Below are 15,786 nucleotides of genomic sequence, written 5' to 3'. Positions count from 1 at the left end.
TTTGATTCAGGAGACAATGGCCGGATTTTTGGATAATCCCTGAAAAAACAGACCGATGAAGATTAATAAAGACAATATAAAAGGAATCACCGGAACCATTGTGTTTCATGGCTTATTGCTGGCTGTATTGCTTTTGATGGCACTTCGCACTCCTTTGCCTTTACCTGAAGAAGCCGGAGTAGAGGTCAATATAGGCAATTCAGACGAAGGCATGGGCATGATTCAGCCTGAACAGATAGCTGCAGCGGCTCAAAATGCCGCTCCATCGGCATCCCAGCCCTCAAAAGACGATATCGTTACAGATAACAATGAAGAAGCTCCGGCAATTGAACCCGTAAAAAAAGTTACGCCAAAGCCTTCTGAAAAACCACAACCAAAGCCCGCAACGAAACCCGCACCCCAACCCGCACCCCAACCCGTGGTTAACCCCAATGCCCTTTACAAAGGAAAGCCAGGAAGCAATACCGGCGGAGGAAACCAGGGAATAACCGGTAATCCCGGCGACCAGGGCAAACCCAATGGCACACCCGGAGCTGATAATTATGATGGAGATGGCGGTTCAGGAGGTGGAATATCATTTAGCTTAGCCGGCCGCAGTAAAAGACAAATACCGAAACCCTCCAACAACTTTACTGAACGCGGCATTGTGGTGGTTACCATATTTGTAAACCGAAACGGAGACGTTACCCGTGTAATTTCAGGAGCCAAAGGAACCACAACTTCAAGTCTTGAACTCAGACGATTGGCTGAACAGGCCGCCCGCCTGGCTAAATTCAGCCCGAAAGAAGATGCACCGGAAGAGCAAAAAGGAACTATTACGTATATTTTTGAATTAAACTGAGTTTAACCGGCATGAACTATCCACAAACGCTGGAATTTCTCTTCAGCAGCCTGCCCATGTTTCAACGAATTGGTGCTGCAGCTTACAAAGCTAACCTGAACAACACCCTGGCCATCAGTAAACTTACAAACCAACCTCAAAACAACTTTCCGTCCATTCACATTGCAGGCACAAACGGCAAAGGCTCTGTAACGCATATGTTAGCTTCAATTTTGCAGGAAAGTGGTTTTAAAACCGGCTTATTCACTTCTCCTCATCTGCGCGATTTCAGAGAAAGAATAAAAATTAACGGACAAATGATTCCCGAATCATTTGTGGTTCAATTTGTTGAGCAGTACAAACAGGATTTTGAAATCATAAAACCTTCGTTTTTTGAAATGACCTTTGGACTGGCCATGCAATGGTTCAGCGAAAGCAAAATTGAAATAGCCGTAATTGAAACCGGCATGGGCGGCCGTCTCGATTCCACAAATGTTATTTCACCTCTTGTTTCAGTAATTACGAATATTGGATTTGATCATACACAGTTCCTGGGAGACACCCTGCAGGCAATTGCGGCAGAAAAAGCAGGCATTATTAAACCCGGAATACCTGTAATTATAGGCGAAACACATCCTGTAACTGCCGAAGTATTTATTTCTCATGCTTCAAACAATCAATCAGAATTGATTTTTGCAGATCAAAAAATCACGCTTAAAGCTGATGACCCTAAAATAAAAAATGGATTACTGAATCTTTCTGCTCATATCAATCATCAGGAATTAAAAATAGAAAGCCCGCTGGTTGCCGATTACCAGTTAAATAATATCAGCACTGTACTGGCCACTTCCCACGTATTGAGTAGTCAATACCCTGCATTTCAATCATTAAAAATAGAAGACGGAATAAAAAAAACACTTACAAACACCGGATTCACCGGCAGGTGGCAAACGCTCAGGCAATCGCCTCTTACCATTTGCGATATAGGGCACAATGCTGACGGGATAAAAGCCGTTGTCGATCAGCTCAAGTCACTTAAATACAGTCACCTTCATTTTGTACTTGGCGTGGTAAATGACAAAGACATACAATCAATGCTGGCTTTATTACCGGTAAATGCAACCTATTATTTTTGTAAAGCCGACATTCCCAGGGGGCTTGACGCTCATCAATTGCAGGAAACTGCAAAAATGCATAAGTTAATCGGCCAGGTTTACCCTTCAGTAAAAAATGCACTTAACGCAGCATGGGCTGCTGCAGAAAAAGATGATTTGGTATTTATAGGAGGAAGTGCCTTTACGGTAGCGGAGGTTGTATAAATTAACTGTCAGCCGCCTGTTATCAGGTGAAGCACCATTACATCATCGCCATCACAAATGGTTTTCAAATCATATTCGTGCCTCCTCACAAGCACACCATTTACTTTTACAACCAACATTTTAAAAGTAAAATTCTTGGCAGCAAGCAAGCCTGTAATGGTCATTTGATCAGCCTCAAAAACTTCTTCTCTGTTATTCAGAACAATTTTCATCATTTATCCTTGTTTTCAAAAAGCTGCCGGTTTAAAATCCGCAAGCAAAATATCCAGCACCTCATTTGCCTGCATATTGGCAACAACATTTACCCTGGGAGCCAACACGGGCAACTGTTCAGAAACTTCAGACACCTCATCACCGCAAATAATCAGTTGATCAGACCTGCGGGCATGAATAATGTCTGTTTTCCCCCAGCCAGCCATGCCTACACCTGTAACCAGATATTTCCCGGGCATTTGCATGAGCACTGTTTCAATAATCATTTGTTTCATCTCGGCTTTATCAAAAGCTTCAACTATTACATGGCATCCGGCAAACAATTCAACAATATCTGATACACATAATTTCATATCAAACGCTTTAACGTTGACTGATGCATCAATGCGTTGAATATTTTCGCGAAGAGCATGAACTTTTAAACGACCAATCTGGTCCTGGAAATAATATTGCCTGTTTAGATTTTGTTTTGTAACAATATCAAAATCAGCAATTACCAACTTACCAACTCCGCATCTGGCCAAAGCAATTGCACAATTTGAACCTAAGCCACCACATCCGGCAATACCAACTGTAAACTGCTTCAGATAATTACTTATTTGCTCAGAAATTGTCATTGGCATATTGAAATATATTAAACCATTAAACAGGTTATTGCAAAAATAGGAAAATTACCATCTTATGCACAAAAGCCAAACTTTTAACAACAAAAAACAGGGAATATTCAAATACTGACACCCTCAACATGAATTTTTACAATCTAAGTTACTGCATAGCAGATAGTGTTATGAATGCTGCGTCATAACGTTATTTTTCAGTGCATAAGGGTAGACTTAATGGTAAACATTTGTACATTTGTGAACCAATTAACAGCAAATAATCAAGCAAATTCATATTATGAAAACTGAAGAAATCAGAAATTCGCTCAAACTGTTAAAGGAATACAAATACACATGGGCTCCAATTGAGAAAGGGTATAATAACCGGACCGTTTATGTAAATGTATCCGATTATTCAGTTATCGAAAAGCCAGTTACGCCTGTAATGAAAGAAAAATTCATTGGAGGAAAAGGATTTGGATTGAGGCTTTTGTGGGATGCGACCAAGCCTGACACAAAATGGAATGACCCTGACAACGAAATCGTTATCGGAATGGGGCCAATCTGTGGAATTACCCAGTACTCCGGAACAGGAAAATCATTGGTAGTAACCATTTCGCCACAAACCGACATTGTTATTGACAGTAATGTAGGCGGTTATTTTGGTCCGTTCCTGAAATTTTGCGGATTCGACGCACTTGAACTTCAAGGCAAGTCCGACAAAGAATTGGTAGTTGTTTTTGACGAAACCCGCGAAGTCATTGAAATTTATGAAACCCTTGATCTTCCGGAAGACAGCCACTTACTTGCCGAAAAACTCACTGAAATATTTGCTGAAGATGAAAGTGGCCGCAAAAATGTATCAGTTGTTTCAGCCGGAACAGCTGCAGACCATTCTCTGATTGGTATGCTTAACTTTAGCTTTTTCGATTCAAAACGCAAAATTGCCCGTCTGAAACAAGCTGGTCGTGGTGGAATTGGCACTGTATTCAGAGACAAAGGAATCAGAGCACTGGTTGGTAAAACCAAAGGCGTAAAAGGGAACCTGAATAATGTTGTTGAGCTGGAAGCCATCATGGAACGTGGCCGCCGGTTTAACCGCGAAATGCGCGAACTGGACGACAGTCAGGCTGAAATGAGAAGTAAGGGGACAGCCCACCTTACCAATGTAATGAATGATTACGACCTTCTGCCAACCCATAATTTCAAATTTGGCAATCACCCTGATGCAGGAAAAATTCATTCCAATGTTTACAAGGAAAAATTTACCCAGGGTGTTCCCGATGGCTGCTGGATTGGATGCAATATGTCATGCGCCAAAGGAGTTGATAATTATGAATTACGCACTGGTCCATACGCTGGTTCCAAAGTAATTGTTGACGGACCTGAATACGAAACAGCTGCTTCACTGGGCTCCTGTGCAGGCATTTTTGATGTTGAATTTACCATTGAAGCCAACTTCTATTGCGACACATACGGGGTTTGCACCATTTCATGGGGAACAATTCTTGGCTTTGTGATGGAATGTTTTGAAGCCGGAATCCTGAATGAAGAGCGAACCGGTGGTTTAAAACTGAATTTTGGCAATTCTGACACCGCAATGGAACTGCTTCATCAGCTTTCACGCGGCGAGGGATTTGGAAAAATCGCCGGTTTGGGTGTTCGCAAAATGAAAGAAATGTTTATTGAAAAAGGCTGGGGCGATCCTCAATTCCTTCAGGATATTGCCATGGAAAACAAAGGCCTTGAATATTCTCAATATATTTCCAAAGAATCGCTGGCACAGCAGGGCGGTTATGCCATGACCAACAAAGGCCCGCAGCATGATGAAGCCTGGCTGATTTTTATGGATATGGTTAACAACCAGATTCCTACGTTTGAAAAGAAAGCCGAAGCGCTGCACTATTTCCCAATGTTCCGCACCTGGTTCGGGCTTCAGGGATTGTGCAAACTGCCATGGAACGATGTAGAACCCGAAAGCAATGCTCTCAGCGATGAACCCGCTAAAGTGCCTGAACATGTTGACAACTATGTTACCATCTATAATGCAGTGACCGGCAACAAGATCGACAAACATGAAATCATCCGTCAATCTGAAAGAGTTTATAATTTCCAACGCATCTTCAATATCCGCCGTGGTTATGGATTACGCATACATGATGCTCAGCCATACCGTGCAGCCGGGCCTGTAACACAGGAAGAATACTTGTCGAGACAGGAACGTTATGACAAACAACTGGTTGAAAACCTGGGACTGGACCCACTGAAAATGACACTTGAAGAAAAAATGGACGCCACCCGAAAATACCGCGAAGACAGGTATGAACAATTGCTCGACGCTGTGTACTTCCGCAGGGGCTGGAACAAAAACGGAGTTCCTACAATTGAGCATTTGAAAAGCCTCGGAATGGATCTTCCGGAATTACTCGAAGTTGTAACTCCTCTTCAGTAATCATATTTTTACAATAAAAAAGCCCCTTGAAGGGGCTTTTTTATTGTAAACCTCATCGGATATTTATTTCAGCTATTCAAAAACCAATAGCCAAAGAGCATCACTCAACATTATAAATATCAATGACAGCGGTCTTCCTTCATAAACGGATATTTAAAATCGGTTGGTGGTAGCAGGGTTTCCTTGATAGTTCGCGGACTTGTCCAACGAAGCAGGTTCAAGTGGCTGCCTGCCTTATCATTGGTCCCTGATTGACGTGATCCTCCAAAAGGCTGTTGTCCGACAACTGCTCCGGTTGGTTTGTCATTATAATATAAATTTCCGGCAGCATATTTCAATGCCTGACTGGTTTTATCCAGCACATGACGATCGTGGGCAAATATTGCTCCGGTAAGTGCATAAGGCGATGTTTCATCCACCAGCTTCACTGTATCATCATAATCCTTATCGTCATAAACAAACACCGTAAGAACCGGGCCGAAAATTTCTTCCTCCATGGAAATAAAATGAGGATTGGTGGTAAGAATAACCGTTGGTTCTATGAAAAAGCCCTTTGATTTATCCCCTTTCCCACCAAAAATAATTTCAGCATCCGATGAATTTTGGGCTATTCCAATGTAATTCATTATATTATCAAATGAAGCCTCGTCAATAACGGCATTCATAAAATTGCTGAAATCACGCACATCGCCAATGGTAACCTGCGAAAGCATATCTCCCACTCTTTCGCGAACAGATGGCCATAACGAACGCGGAATATAAGCACGTGAAGCTGCTGAGCATTTCTGACCCTGATATTCAAATGAACCCCTTACCATAGCTGTTGCCACTTCATCAACATTGGCTGATGCATGCACCAGAATGAAGTCCTTGCCACCGGTTTCCCCTACAATTTTAGGATAGGATTTATAATTATGCAGATTTTTTGCCGCCAATTGCCACAATCGGTTAAATGTTATATTCGAACCGGTAAAATGCAATCCGGCAAAATTCCTGTCAGAAAAAACGGCATTACCAATTACAGAACCTGAACCAGGAATAAAGTTCACCACTCCATCGGGCAATCCGGCTTCTTTAAAAATATCCATCAATACATAATTAGAAAGGATAGATGTGGATGCTGGCTTCCATAGCACTGTATTTCCCATGACAACCGGCGACATATTGAGATTGGATGCAATGGCAGTAAAATTAAACGGCGTAAGCGAAAAAATAAACCCTTCAATCGGCCGGTATTCAATACGATTTATTATTCCGGCATCAGAGTGGGGTTGCTCATTGTAGATATCAGAAATGTAATGTGCATTAAAACGAAGGAAATCAACAGTTTCGCAGGCACTGTCAATTTCAGCCTGATAAGCATTTTTACTTTGCCCTAACATAGTAGAAGCATTTAGCCTGGCTCTGTATTTTTTCGAAATCAGCTCTGCAATTTTTAGGGTAACTGACAAGCGCTCAACCCATGAGAATGATTCCCATTCCTTGTGCGCTTTCTGTGAAGCTTCAATAGCCATTTTTACTTCGGCAGGGCCTGCTTTGTGATAATGCCCCAGCACATGTTGATGATCATGGGGCATAATGATCTTCTCAGTATCACCTGTCCTCACTTCCTTCCCTCCGATAATTAACGGAATATCAGCCTCAACAGCCGATAAAGTATCAAGTTCTGTTTGCAAATCTTTCCGGTCGCGACTACCAGGTGAATATGATTTTACCGGTTCATTTTCCGGATAATCGAAAACAAATATAGCGTTGTTCATGTGGTGAAATAAATTAAAATATGAATGGTAAATTATTGCCTGCTAAACATCTGCGAAAATTGTTTGTTCAAAAAACAATCCGGTAAAAACAAATTAGCCTAAAAAAAGGTCTGGGGCTCATTGTTTCAGTTATTTGAGCATTAAAAATATCAATAAACTGTCTTATTGGTATAAAATAAGAATACAACCACAACCTGCATGGCCATTAAGCTCATAACAAATAGCGCCTCACTAAACAAACACTTCATTCGGGACGGTGTTTAATATAAAAACTGCTATATGAAATACTTTATCGTTACCGGCACTTCATCGGGTATTGGCGAAGCTTTGGCACGCAAACTTATCCTTGAAGGCCATGCGGTATTCTGCATCTCCAGAAGAGTAAATGAATCACTGACAGATTTGGCTTTGTCGCTTGAAATAAGGATGTGGTATTTTGAAACGGATCTAGGAAACCATTTACAAATTCCTCAACTAATAAAAGATATTTTTGACAAAATAGCCCGGCAGAACATTACAGAAATCTCACTCATCAACAATGCCGGAATCCTTGAACCTATGACATTTGCCGGAAATTATAGCCCTGAAGCATTAGCGCAACATCTGCACGTAAATTTGCTCGCTCCGATGCTCATCACCAACGAATTTATCAAACATACCAGAGATTTTCCCGTTGCAAAAAATGTAATTAACATTAGTTCAGGTGCAGCCAATTCGCCATACGAAGGCTGGGGCCCTTACTGCAGTTCAAAAGCAGGTCTTGATATGTTCACAAAAACAACAGCACTCGAACAAAAACATGCTGAATATCCTGTCAGAATTATTTCAGTGGCCCCTGGAATTGTAAACACAAACATGCAGGCTCAAATTAGACAAAGCAAAAAGGAAGATTTTATAAAAAGAGGTAAATTTGAAAAGCTTTACAACGACAACCTGTTAAGTAATCCGGCTGAAGTGGCTGAAAAGATTATTCAGATCGCCTGCGCTGATACTCCGGAGTCAGGGCAGATAGTTGACCTGAGAAATATTTAAATCAAATGTCAATGCCCATTTTTCGTACCGCCAAAATTCTTTAGCTTTGCGAAAAAAACACAAACCAACACATCATGTTTAAAACTAACGAATATTTTGACGGAAAAGTTAAGTCTATTGCATTCTCAACAACTGAAGGCCCTGCAACAGTTGGGGTAATGGCTGCCGGTGAGTATGAATTTGGCACCTCTACAATTGAATACATGACAGTAACATCCGGCGAAATGGAAGTGCTGCTTCCCGGCGAAACAGAGTGGAACACCTTTAAACCATTCGAAACATTTATTGTGCAGGCAAATGTGAAGTTTAATGTAAAAGTAACAGGCGATACATCATATTGCTGCCTGTACAGGTAATTTAATAAATAGCAGCTCAAACTGCTATTTTTTTCAAATAAACGATATGAATATTGCATCATAACGCAATTATGGACAAAGAAAAATACGAAAACCTCCGTTTGCATTACAAAATATGGTTTACCGACGAAAACGGAGCCGGATTGCTTGGCGATGGCAAATGGAAAATTTTGAAAGCTATTGACGAAACGGGGTCTTTGACAGCTGCCTGCGAAAAACTTGGCATTACTTACCGCCGGACATGGAATGATTTGAAAAAAATTGAGCAGCGGCTGGGCTTCTGCTTGCTTGAAAAAAACCGGGGAGGAGCTGATGGAGGCAGCACCAGTCTTACAATCGAAGGGCACCGGTTAATAACTGCATTTGACCATTTCCATGAAAAAATGGATTTATTGATGCAGGAACATTTCAAAGCTCTTATTTCTGAACTAACCGTTAATGGAAACAACAACTAAACGTATCTTCTTTCTTTTCGGATTACTTACACTGCTTGTAGCAGCGTCCTGTAATTCTAAACAAAAAATCAGCCAAAATCAGATTTCCGGCGATCTCATCATTTTTCATGCCGGAAGTCTTTCGGTGCCATTCAAAGCAATGGCAGATTCTTTTGCATTGAAATACCCGGAAGTCACAATAAAATCTGAATCTGCCGGCAGCCTGGCAAGTATCAGAAAAATTACTGACCTCAACAGAAACTGCGACATATTGGCATCGGCCGATTATAGCCTGATTGACAAACTGATGATTCCTGAATATGCAAGCTGGAACATGAAATTTGCTGGCAATGAAATGGCACTCGTGTATCGGCCACAATCGCGCAAATCCAGTGAAATAAACAAAGACAACTGGTACAATTTATTATTGCTGCCTGAAATAACATATGGTCGCTCCGACCCCAACTCCGATCCTTGCGGATACCGCACCATTCTCTCTTTAAAACTTGCAGAACAATATTATCATAACCCGGGGCTTACGAAGAATTTTCTTGAAAAAGATGTGCGTTTTATCCGTCCCAAGGAAGTTGATCTGCTCGCATTACTCGAATCGGGCACACTCGATTATATCTTTATCTATAAATCGGTGGCCATTCAGCATCATTTGTCTTTTCTGACACTACCTGACAGCATCAATCTGAAAAACCCATCTCTTGCTGATTTCTACCACACTGTTTCAACAGATGTTGCCGGGAACAAACCGGGCGAAACCATTCATCAAAAAGGAGAAGCCATGGTTTACGGGCTTACCATACCCAAAAACAGCAAAAATCTCCCGGCAGCCAAAGCCTTTATCCGCTTTATCATTCATGAAGGCAAAAACATCATGAAGAAGATGGGACAACCCATCCTTGATCCACCCGTTGTTACACATCCTGAAATGCTCCCGGATGAATTAAAAGAACCTGATTAAAAAAAACTCCATCTATTTTCAATAATAAGCCATCAGGGGCAGTTGCAGGCCGGAAACTCCGTGAAGGAGCCATATCTTCAGGCTCCAATCACAAATCAGGCAGCTACCTCAATTTATTGCGTTGGACCAGCCCCCGAACCATTAAAGAAACATTTACACCTCCAACTGATTACAAATATCCTCACATGAATGGTGAAGGCCTGATTTAGACAATTTTAACACTTGAAACAAGACAGACGCCAAACATTTAGATAGTTATATTGTTCTATGTCAAACTTAAATTTCTAATGACAAAACACAATGAAACGCACAGAATAGAAGAGATTCTGGCAAGTTTAAAAATAGAAGCTATCAATAATGGTGCGACATCAGGAACAAACTGGCATCATACAAAGGGAGAGTTGTTGCACTCCTACTCTCCTGCTGATGGCAAACTAATTGCCTCGGTACAGCAGGCAACAATGGATGATTATGAACTCATCATGCAAAAGGCAACCGTAGCATTCAAAACATGGCGAATGATACCGGCCCCGAAGCGAGGTGAAATAGTACGACAAATTGGCAACCGCTTACGCGAATTTAAAGAACCTTTGGGTCGTTTGGTATCCTACGAAATGGGCAAAGTTTATCAGGAAGGACTTGGTGAAGTCCAGGAAATGATTGACATTGCAGATTTTGCGGTGGGACTCTCGCGTCAATTATATGGGTCAACCATGCATTCAGAGCGCGAACGCCACCGCATGTATGATCAATACCATCCTTTAGGAGTGGTGGGCGTTATATCTGCTTTCAACTTTCCGGTGGCCGTTTGGGCCTGGAATGCCATGCTGGCACTCGTCAGCGGCGATGTAGTAGTTTGGAAACCATCATCAAAGGTAATGCTGAGTGCTGTTGCCGTTCACAAAATTATTGAGCAGGTTTTAGTTGACAATCATGTACCTGAGGGTGTATTGAATCTTGTTGCTGGCAGTTCAAAATACATTGGTGATGATTTTCTGGCTGACAAGCGCATCCCTTTGATCTCGGTAACTGGCTCAACACGTGTGGGTAAGCATGTAGCTCAAATTGTAGCCGGACGTCTTGGACGAACCATTTTGGAACTGGGAGGAAACAATGCAATTGTTATTTCAGAGCATGCCGATCTGGATATGGCACTTAATGGCAGTCTTTTTGGTGCAGTAGCTACAGCAGGTCAAAGATGTACTTCAACTCGCAGGTTGCTGATACATGACAGCATTTATGATTCATTTCGCAAAAGGTTGATTGATGCATATCAGTTTCTGAAGATAGGGCATCCGCTTAATCCTTCAACTGTAGTTGGACCATTAGTCGATCGAAGTGCTGTAAAAGCTTTTCAGGATGCTCAGAAAAGGGTTTTGGAAGAAGGTGGTAAAATTGCATACGGAGGCCAGGTTCTTTCAGGCGAAGGCTATGAATCAGGCTGTTATGTAATACCATGTATTGCAGAAGTTGAAAACCATTATACTATCGTTCAGGAAGAAACCTTTGCTCCAATAGTTTACCTTATCAGGTATAAAACAATGGAGGAAGCGATTGAGTTGCACAATGATGTTCCGCAGGGACTCTCATCATCTATTTTTTCAAGAAATATGCTTGAAACCGAATATTTCCTCTCGCATGAAGGGTCTGATTGTGGAATAGCCAATGTTAACATAGCAACCAATGGGGCTGAAATAGGCGGAGCCTTCGGGGGCGAGAAAGAAACCGGAGGCGGGCGCGAATCAGGCTCCGACGCATGGAAAGCATATATGCGGAGACAAACGAACACTATTAATTTCTCAAAAGAACTGCCGCTTGCACAAGGCTTAAAGTTTGAGGCGTTCAGCCGCAATTAAGCTATTTCAGCAATCAGCATGGCCGGAAAAGATAATTTCACACTCTTTTCCGGCCATTTTTTTATTGTTCCTGAAGTTGTAAATTGCTGAACAATTCAGGCCTTCGGAGCGTTAATTGCGCATTAACAGCCAATACTTTAAAGTCTCTAAACCTGTCATATGAAAAACCCCGTTAGCTGGCTTAATGAAATACTCAACAGGGGGCACGAACGCAGTCAAAACATTAAAAGGAATATTCTCTATTCCTTCTTTATTAAAGGAGGAAGCATTATTATTAGTTTTCTGCTTGTTCCATTAACTCTTCATTATCTGGGAGCTACCGATTATGGCATCTGGTTAACTTTGAGTTCAGTGGTTGCCTGGTTTGGCTTTTTTGATATCGGATTAGGCAACGGGCTCCGCAATAAATTTGCTGAAGCACTGGCATTGAACAATAAAGAGCTGGCACGTTCATATGTTAGTACAACATACTTTGGGCTCACCATTATATTTGGAACCATATGGGTCATCTTTATTGCAGCTAGTTTTTTCGTAAACTGGAACACAATATTTAATGTTCCTTTAGAAAACGCGCAAAATCTTCAAACACTGATTGTTTATGTTTTCACTCTATTTATAGTAAGATTCGTACTTAAGCTATTAGCCGTCATTATTACAGCCGATCAACGCCCGGCCATCAGCAATACATTTGACCCAATATCTAATGTACTGTCGCTCATTGTCATTTATATTTTAACACTGACTACGCAAGGCTCACTCATGTACCTGGCACTTGCTGTAACTGCAACACCTGTACTGGTGCTGGTAGTCGCTTCTGTTATCTTTTTTGGCAGAGATTACAAAGATTACCGGCCTGCACTTTCTTATGTTAAAATGAGCCAGTTTAAAGAACTTACCGGTATCGGGATTCAGTTTTTTATCATTCAAATTGCAGTGTTGATCATTTTTGCCACCGATAACATGATTATAACCCAGGCCCTTGGCCCTGAACATGTACCGGCATACAACATTGCTTATAAGTACTTTAACTCAATCACCATGGTATTTGCCATTATCATGAACCCTTTATGGTCGGCATATACACAGGCTTATGTTAAAAATGACATTCCCTGGATAAGAAATATTACCACAAAACTTACCAAATTCTGGTTACTGATTTTAGCCGGTGTTATATTGATGATTCTGATTTCCGGCCCGTTTTATCATATTTGGGTTGGAGATGAGATAGAGATACCGATTTTACTAACCATCTTTATGGGACTGTTTATCCTTATCAGCACATGGAATAACGTTTATGTTTACTTTATAAACGGAACCGGAAAAATCAGGCTTCAGTTGTATAGCTCAATCATTGCAGCAGCAGTAAATATTCCGGTTTCCATCTATTTTGCGAAAAATTTAGGTCTCGGAACTGCTGGTGTTATCCTGGCCACCTGTGTTTGCCTTTTCCCCGGAAGTATACTTGCCCCCATTCAGTATTTTAAGATTATTCATAAAAATGACAAGGGAATTTGGGGAAAATAAATTAAAAATCATCCAGAATTAACGAGGAATTTACTTAATGTCCTTGTTTTTAGCTTGAATTTACCGAACCGGGATGAGAGCAAAAGACAATGATTGAATTAAATCAGCAGAAAAAAGCGCTAAACTTTGACATCTTTTGATAATCTTCTGAACGTGCGCAGATAAGATACTGCAAAAATTGTCAAAAGAACCTGAAGAAGGGAAACCATTTAGAATATTATTTGTTTAAAGCATCAATAATAACCGGAAACTCAAGCTCATGTACAAATACCCCGTTTATCAGCCTTCACTGAAAGGAAATGAAAAACTCTATGTAAACGATTGTCTCGACACCAATTGGTTATCGTGGCAAGGGAAATATGTCAAACAATTTGAGAATGACTTTGCCAAATACATTGGAGTTGAGTATGCAACAGGTACGTGTAATGCAACTGTGGCGCTTCATCTTGCACTTGTAGCCTTAGGAATCGGACACGATGACGAAGTAATTGTGCCAACATTTACTTATGTAGCATCAGCCAATGCGATTGTTTACTGTGGTGCCAAGCCGGTATTTGTAGATTCATTGCCCGACACATGGCAAATTGATCCTTCAGATGTAATTAAAAAAATCACCCCAAGAACAAAGGCAATAATGGCTGTGCATATCTATGGCCATCCATGCGAAATGGATACTTTACAAGAAATTGCCAGGGAACACGACCTGTTTCTTATCGAAGATGCGGCTGAAGCCTTTGGCTCAAAATATAAGGGAAGATACACCGGTTCATTCGGCGATGTCAGCATTTTCAGCTTTTTCGGAAATAAGACCATCACTACAGGAGAGGGCGGCATGGTTGTAACCAATAATAAAACCATTTTCGACCGCGCGTATCTTTATAAAGGTCAAGGTCTTGCCAGATATCGTGAATACTGGCATGAAGTTGTAGGTTTTAATTATCGCATGACCAATATAGCAGCTGCTATTGGGTTGGCACAACTAGAACGGGCCGATGAGCTGATTGCCAAAAAAATGCAAATTGCGCAATGGTATAATGAATTGCTCAGCGGTTTGCCTGTCACTCCTCACCATCCTGTTGGAGATGTAGTTCACACCTACTGGATGTATTCAATTCTGACTGAATCCAACGAGGAGCAGGTTGAGTTGCGAAACTTCCTGAGAGACAATGGCGTTGAAACAAGACCAGCCTTTCACCCGGTTCATACAATGCCGATGTACAGCAACAATTACAGTCAGTTTAAGGTCGCCGAAAGTCTGGGATGGCGTGGAATAAATCTACCCAGCTACCCAGACCTTACACGGGAAAATGTTGAGGAAATCTGCAATTTAATCAGGACATACCTTCAAAAATAACTGCATGAATTTTGAAGTCTTTGACGCACTTGATTCAGGATGGACTGACGGCTTGTCACACATACCGGCAAAAAACAGTGATATAAACTTCCTGCCCCAATGGTATTTAAGCTGGCAAAAGCACGAGCAAGCCACTCCTAAATGCATTGTTGCTGAAATTGACGGGTATTATTTTGTTTACCCGTTTTTCATGCATCAGATTAAAGAATATTCGCTGCATAACAACTATTATGACGTGCAGAGTGCTTACGGTTATGGAGGTGTTATTACCAGTTCATGTGATATTCCCGAATCCGTTGCAGCACAATTTAACAGAGCTGTTGATAAGTGGTTTGAAGAGCAAAATGTAGTGGCTGAGTTTATTCGGGAGCACCCGCTTCTCAACCATTTCAGGCGTGATGCAAGTTACTTTCCTGTGCGCCGTAACGTTTATGTTCCCACCGTACCCGGTTATACCATTCCTGACAAGCAAGCCCGACAAAATATTGCCAAAGCGCTTAAAAATGATCTTAAAATATTCGTTGACAATAAGATGGACCATATAGATGAATTCATCAGGCTATATGAATTGACCGCCGAACGATTAAATATGGATGCTTATTACCTTTTCGATAAAGAGTATTTTTACAGCGTTAAGAATTTATTATCAGACCATGCTTTACTGATTCATATTGTATTTGAGGACAAAATTGTAGCCAGTAATTTATTTATGCATTATGGCGACAAAGGTACAATGCATCTGGCAGGAAGCGACATTTCCTATCAAAGTTATCGTATTAATGACCTTTTATATCAGGGAGCTATAAACCAATCAATTAGCATGGGAAAATCTATACTTACTATTGGAGGAGGCACTTCAACCAGAGAAGACGACAGTTTGTTCAGGTTTAAAAGTAAGTACAGCAATATTTATAAAGATGTTATGGCCGGAAAAAAAGTCCATAACCATGAAATTTACCATGAACTCATCAGGCAATGGTCAATCAGATACCCTGAGCTGGTCGACAAGTATAAACATTTCTTTTTAAAATACAGGCAAACCTGCTAACAGACACCAAGCCCGAAAGTCACAACTATTAATGAATGAAGCTGTT

Annotated in this window: 14 protein-coding genes; 11 read left to right on the top strand and 3 right to left on the bottom strand. The window is 41.1% G+C overall.

Annotation, left to right across the window (positions count from 1 at the left end):
* Positions 1–55: 55 nt before the first annotated feature.
* Positions 56–841, top strand: coding sequence for an energy transducer TonB (locus H6541_01525; GenBank protein ID MCB9014443.1), 786 nt, complete (start codon positions 56–58; stop codon positions 839–841).
* An 11-nt stretch (positions 842–852) separates the two neighbouring features.
* The gene (locus tag H6541_01520) at positions 853–2,139 is read left to right on the top strand and encodes a bifunctional folylpolyglutamate synthase/dihydrofolate synthase (GenBank protein MCB9014442.1); all 1,287 of its coding nucleotides are present in this window, start codon (positions 853–855) and stop codon (positions 2,137–2,139) included.
* 8 nt (positions 2,140–2,147) lie between these two features.
* Here H6541_01520 and thiS read toward each other — a convergent pair whose 3' ends face one another.
* On the bottom strand, positions 2,148–2,354 hold the full coding sequence (thiS, locus tag H6541_01515) for a sulfur carrier protein ThiS (GenBank protein ID MCB9014441.1): 207 nt from the start codon (positions 2,352–2,354) through the stop codon (positions 2,148–2,150).
* A gap of 12 nt (positions 2,355–2,366) precedes the next feature.
* Positions 2,367–2,975 carry a sulfur carrier protein ThiS adenylyltransferase ThiF gene (gene thiF, locus H6541_01510; protein MCB9014440.1) on the bottom strand — a complete coding sequence of 203 codons (609 nt, stop codon included), beginning with the start codon at positions 2,973–2,975 and terminating at the stop codon, positions 2,367–2,369.
* 274 nt (positions 2,976–3,249) lie between these two features.
* Here thiF and H6541_01505 point away from each other — a divergent pair, with 274 nt between their 5' ends.
* Positions 3,250–5,403, top strand: coding sequence for an aldehyde:ferredoxin oxidoreductase (locus tag H6541_01505; protein MCB9014439.1), 2,154 nt, complete (start codon positions 3,250–3,252; stop codon positions 5,401–5,403).
* A 119-nt stretch (positions 5,404–5,522) separates the two neighbouring features.
* On the opposite strand, the gene pruA is transcribed toward H6541_01505, so the two are convergent.
* Positions 5,523–7,163, bottom strand: coding sequence for an L-glutamate gamma-semialdehyde dehydrogenase (pruA, locus tag H6541_01500; protein ID MCB9014438.1), 1,641 nt, complete (start codon positions 7,161–7,163; stop codon positions 5,523–5,525).
* Positions 7,164–7,442: 279 nt separating this feature from the next.
* Here pruA and H6541_01495 point away from each other — a divergent pair, with 279 nt between their 5' ends.
* From H6541_01495 to H6541_01460, 8 genes are all read left to right on the top strand, one after another.
* Positions 7,443–8,195, top strand: coding sequence for a (S)-benzoin forming benzil reductase (locus H6541_01495; GenBank protein MCB9014437.1), 753 nt, complete (start codon positions 7,443–7,445; stop codon positions 8,193–8,195).
* A gap of 74 nt (positions 8,196–8,269) precedes the next feature.
* Positions 8,270–8,551 carry a pyrimidine/purine nucleoside phosphorylase gene (locus H6541_01490; GenBank protein MCB9014436.1) on the top strand — a complete coding sequence of 94 codons (282 nt, stop codon included), beginning with the start codon at positions 8,270–8,272 and terminating at the stop codon, positions 8,549–8,551.
* A gap of 71 nt (positions 8,552–8,622) precedes the next feature.
* Complete coding sequence (locus H6541_01485; protein MCB9014435.1) at positions 8,623–9,006, top strand: LysR family transcriptional regulator; 384 nt, start codon at positions 8,623–8,625, stop codon at positions 9,004–9,006.
* Positions 8,990–9,958 (top strand): tungstate ABC transporter substrate-binding protein WtpA, encoded by a 969-nt coding sequence (gene wtpA / locus H6541_01480; GenBank protein ID MCB9014434.1) that lies wholly within the window; start codon positions 8,990–8,992, stop codon positions 9,956–9,958. Before H6541_01485 ends, wtpA begins: the two co-directional genes overlap by 17 nt.
* Before the next feature lie 287 nt (positions 9,959–10,245).
* Entirely contained in the window at positions 10,246–11,814 is a 1,569-nt protein-coding gene (locus H6541_01475; GenBank protein ID MCB9014433.1) for an aldehyde dehydrogenase family protein, read from the top strand.
* A gap of 159 nt (positions 11,815–11,973) precedes the next feature.
* Positions 11,974–13,338 carry an oligosaccharide flippase family protein gene (locus H6541_01470; protein MCB9014432.1) on the top strand — a complete coding sequence of 455 codons (1,365 nt, stop codon included), beginning with the start codon at positions 11,974–11,976 and terminating at the stop codon, positions 13,336–13,338.
* A gap of 259 nt (positions 13,339–13,597) precedes the next feature.
* Positions 13,598–14,692, top strand: a complete 1,095-nt coding sequence (locus H6541_01465) for a DegT/DnrJ/EryC1/StrS family aminotransferase (GenBank protein ID MCB9014431.1) — start codon at positions 13,598–13,600, stop codon at positions 14,690–14,692.
* Positions 14,693–14,696: 4 nt separating this feature from the next.
* On the top strand, positions 14,697–15,740 hold the full coding sequence (locus H6541_01460; protein ID MCB9014430.1) for a GNAT family N-acetyltransferase: 1,044 nt from the start codon (positions 14,697–14,699) through the stop codon (positions 15,738–15,740).
* Positions 15,741–15,786: the final 46 nt, after the last annotated feature.

It is taken from the genome of Lentimicrobiaceae bacterium, from assembly GCA_020636745.1.
GTDB lineage: Bacteria > Bacteroidota > Bacteroidia > Bacteroidales > Lentimicrobiaceae > Lentimicrobium.
The sequence above is the reverse complement of the archived record's forward strand: the minus strand, read 5'-3'. Positions and strand labels throughout refer to the sequence as shown.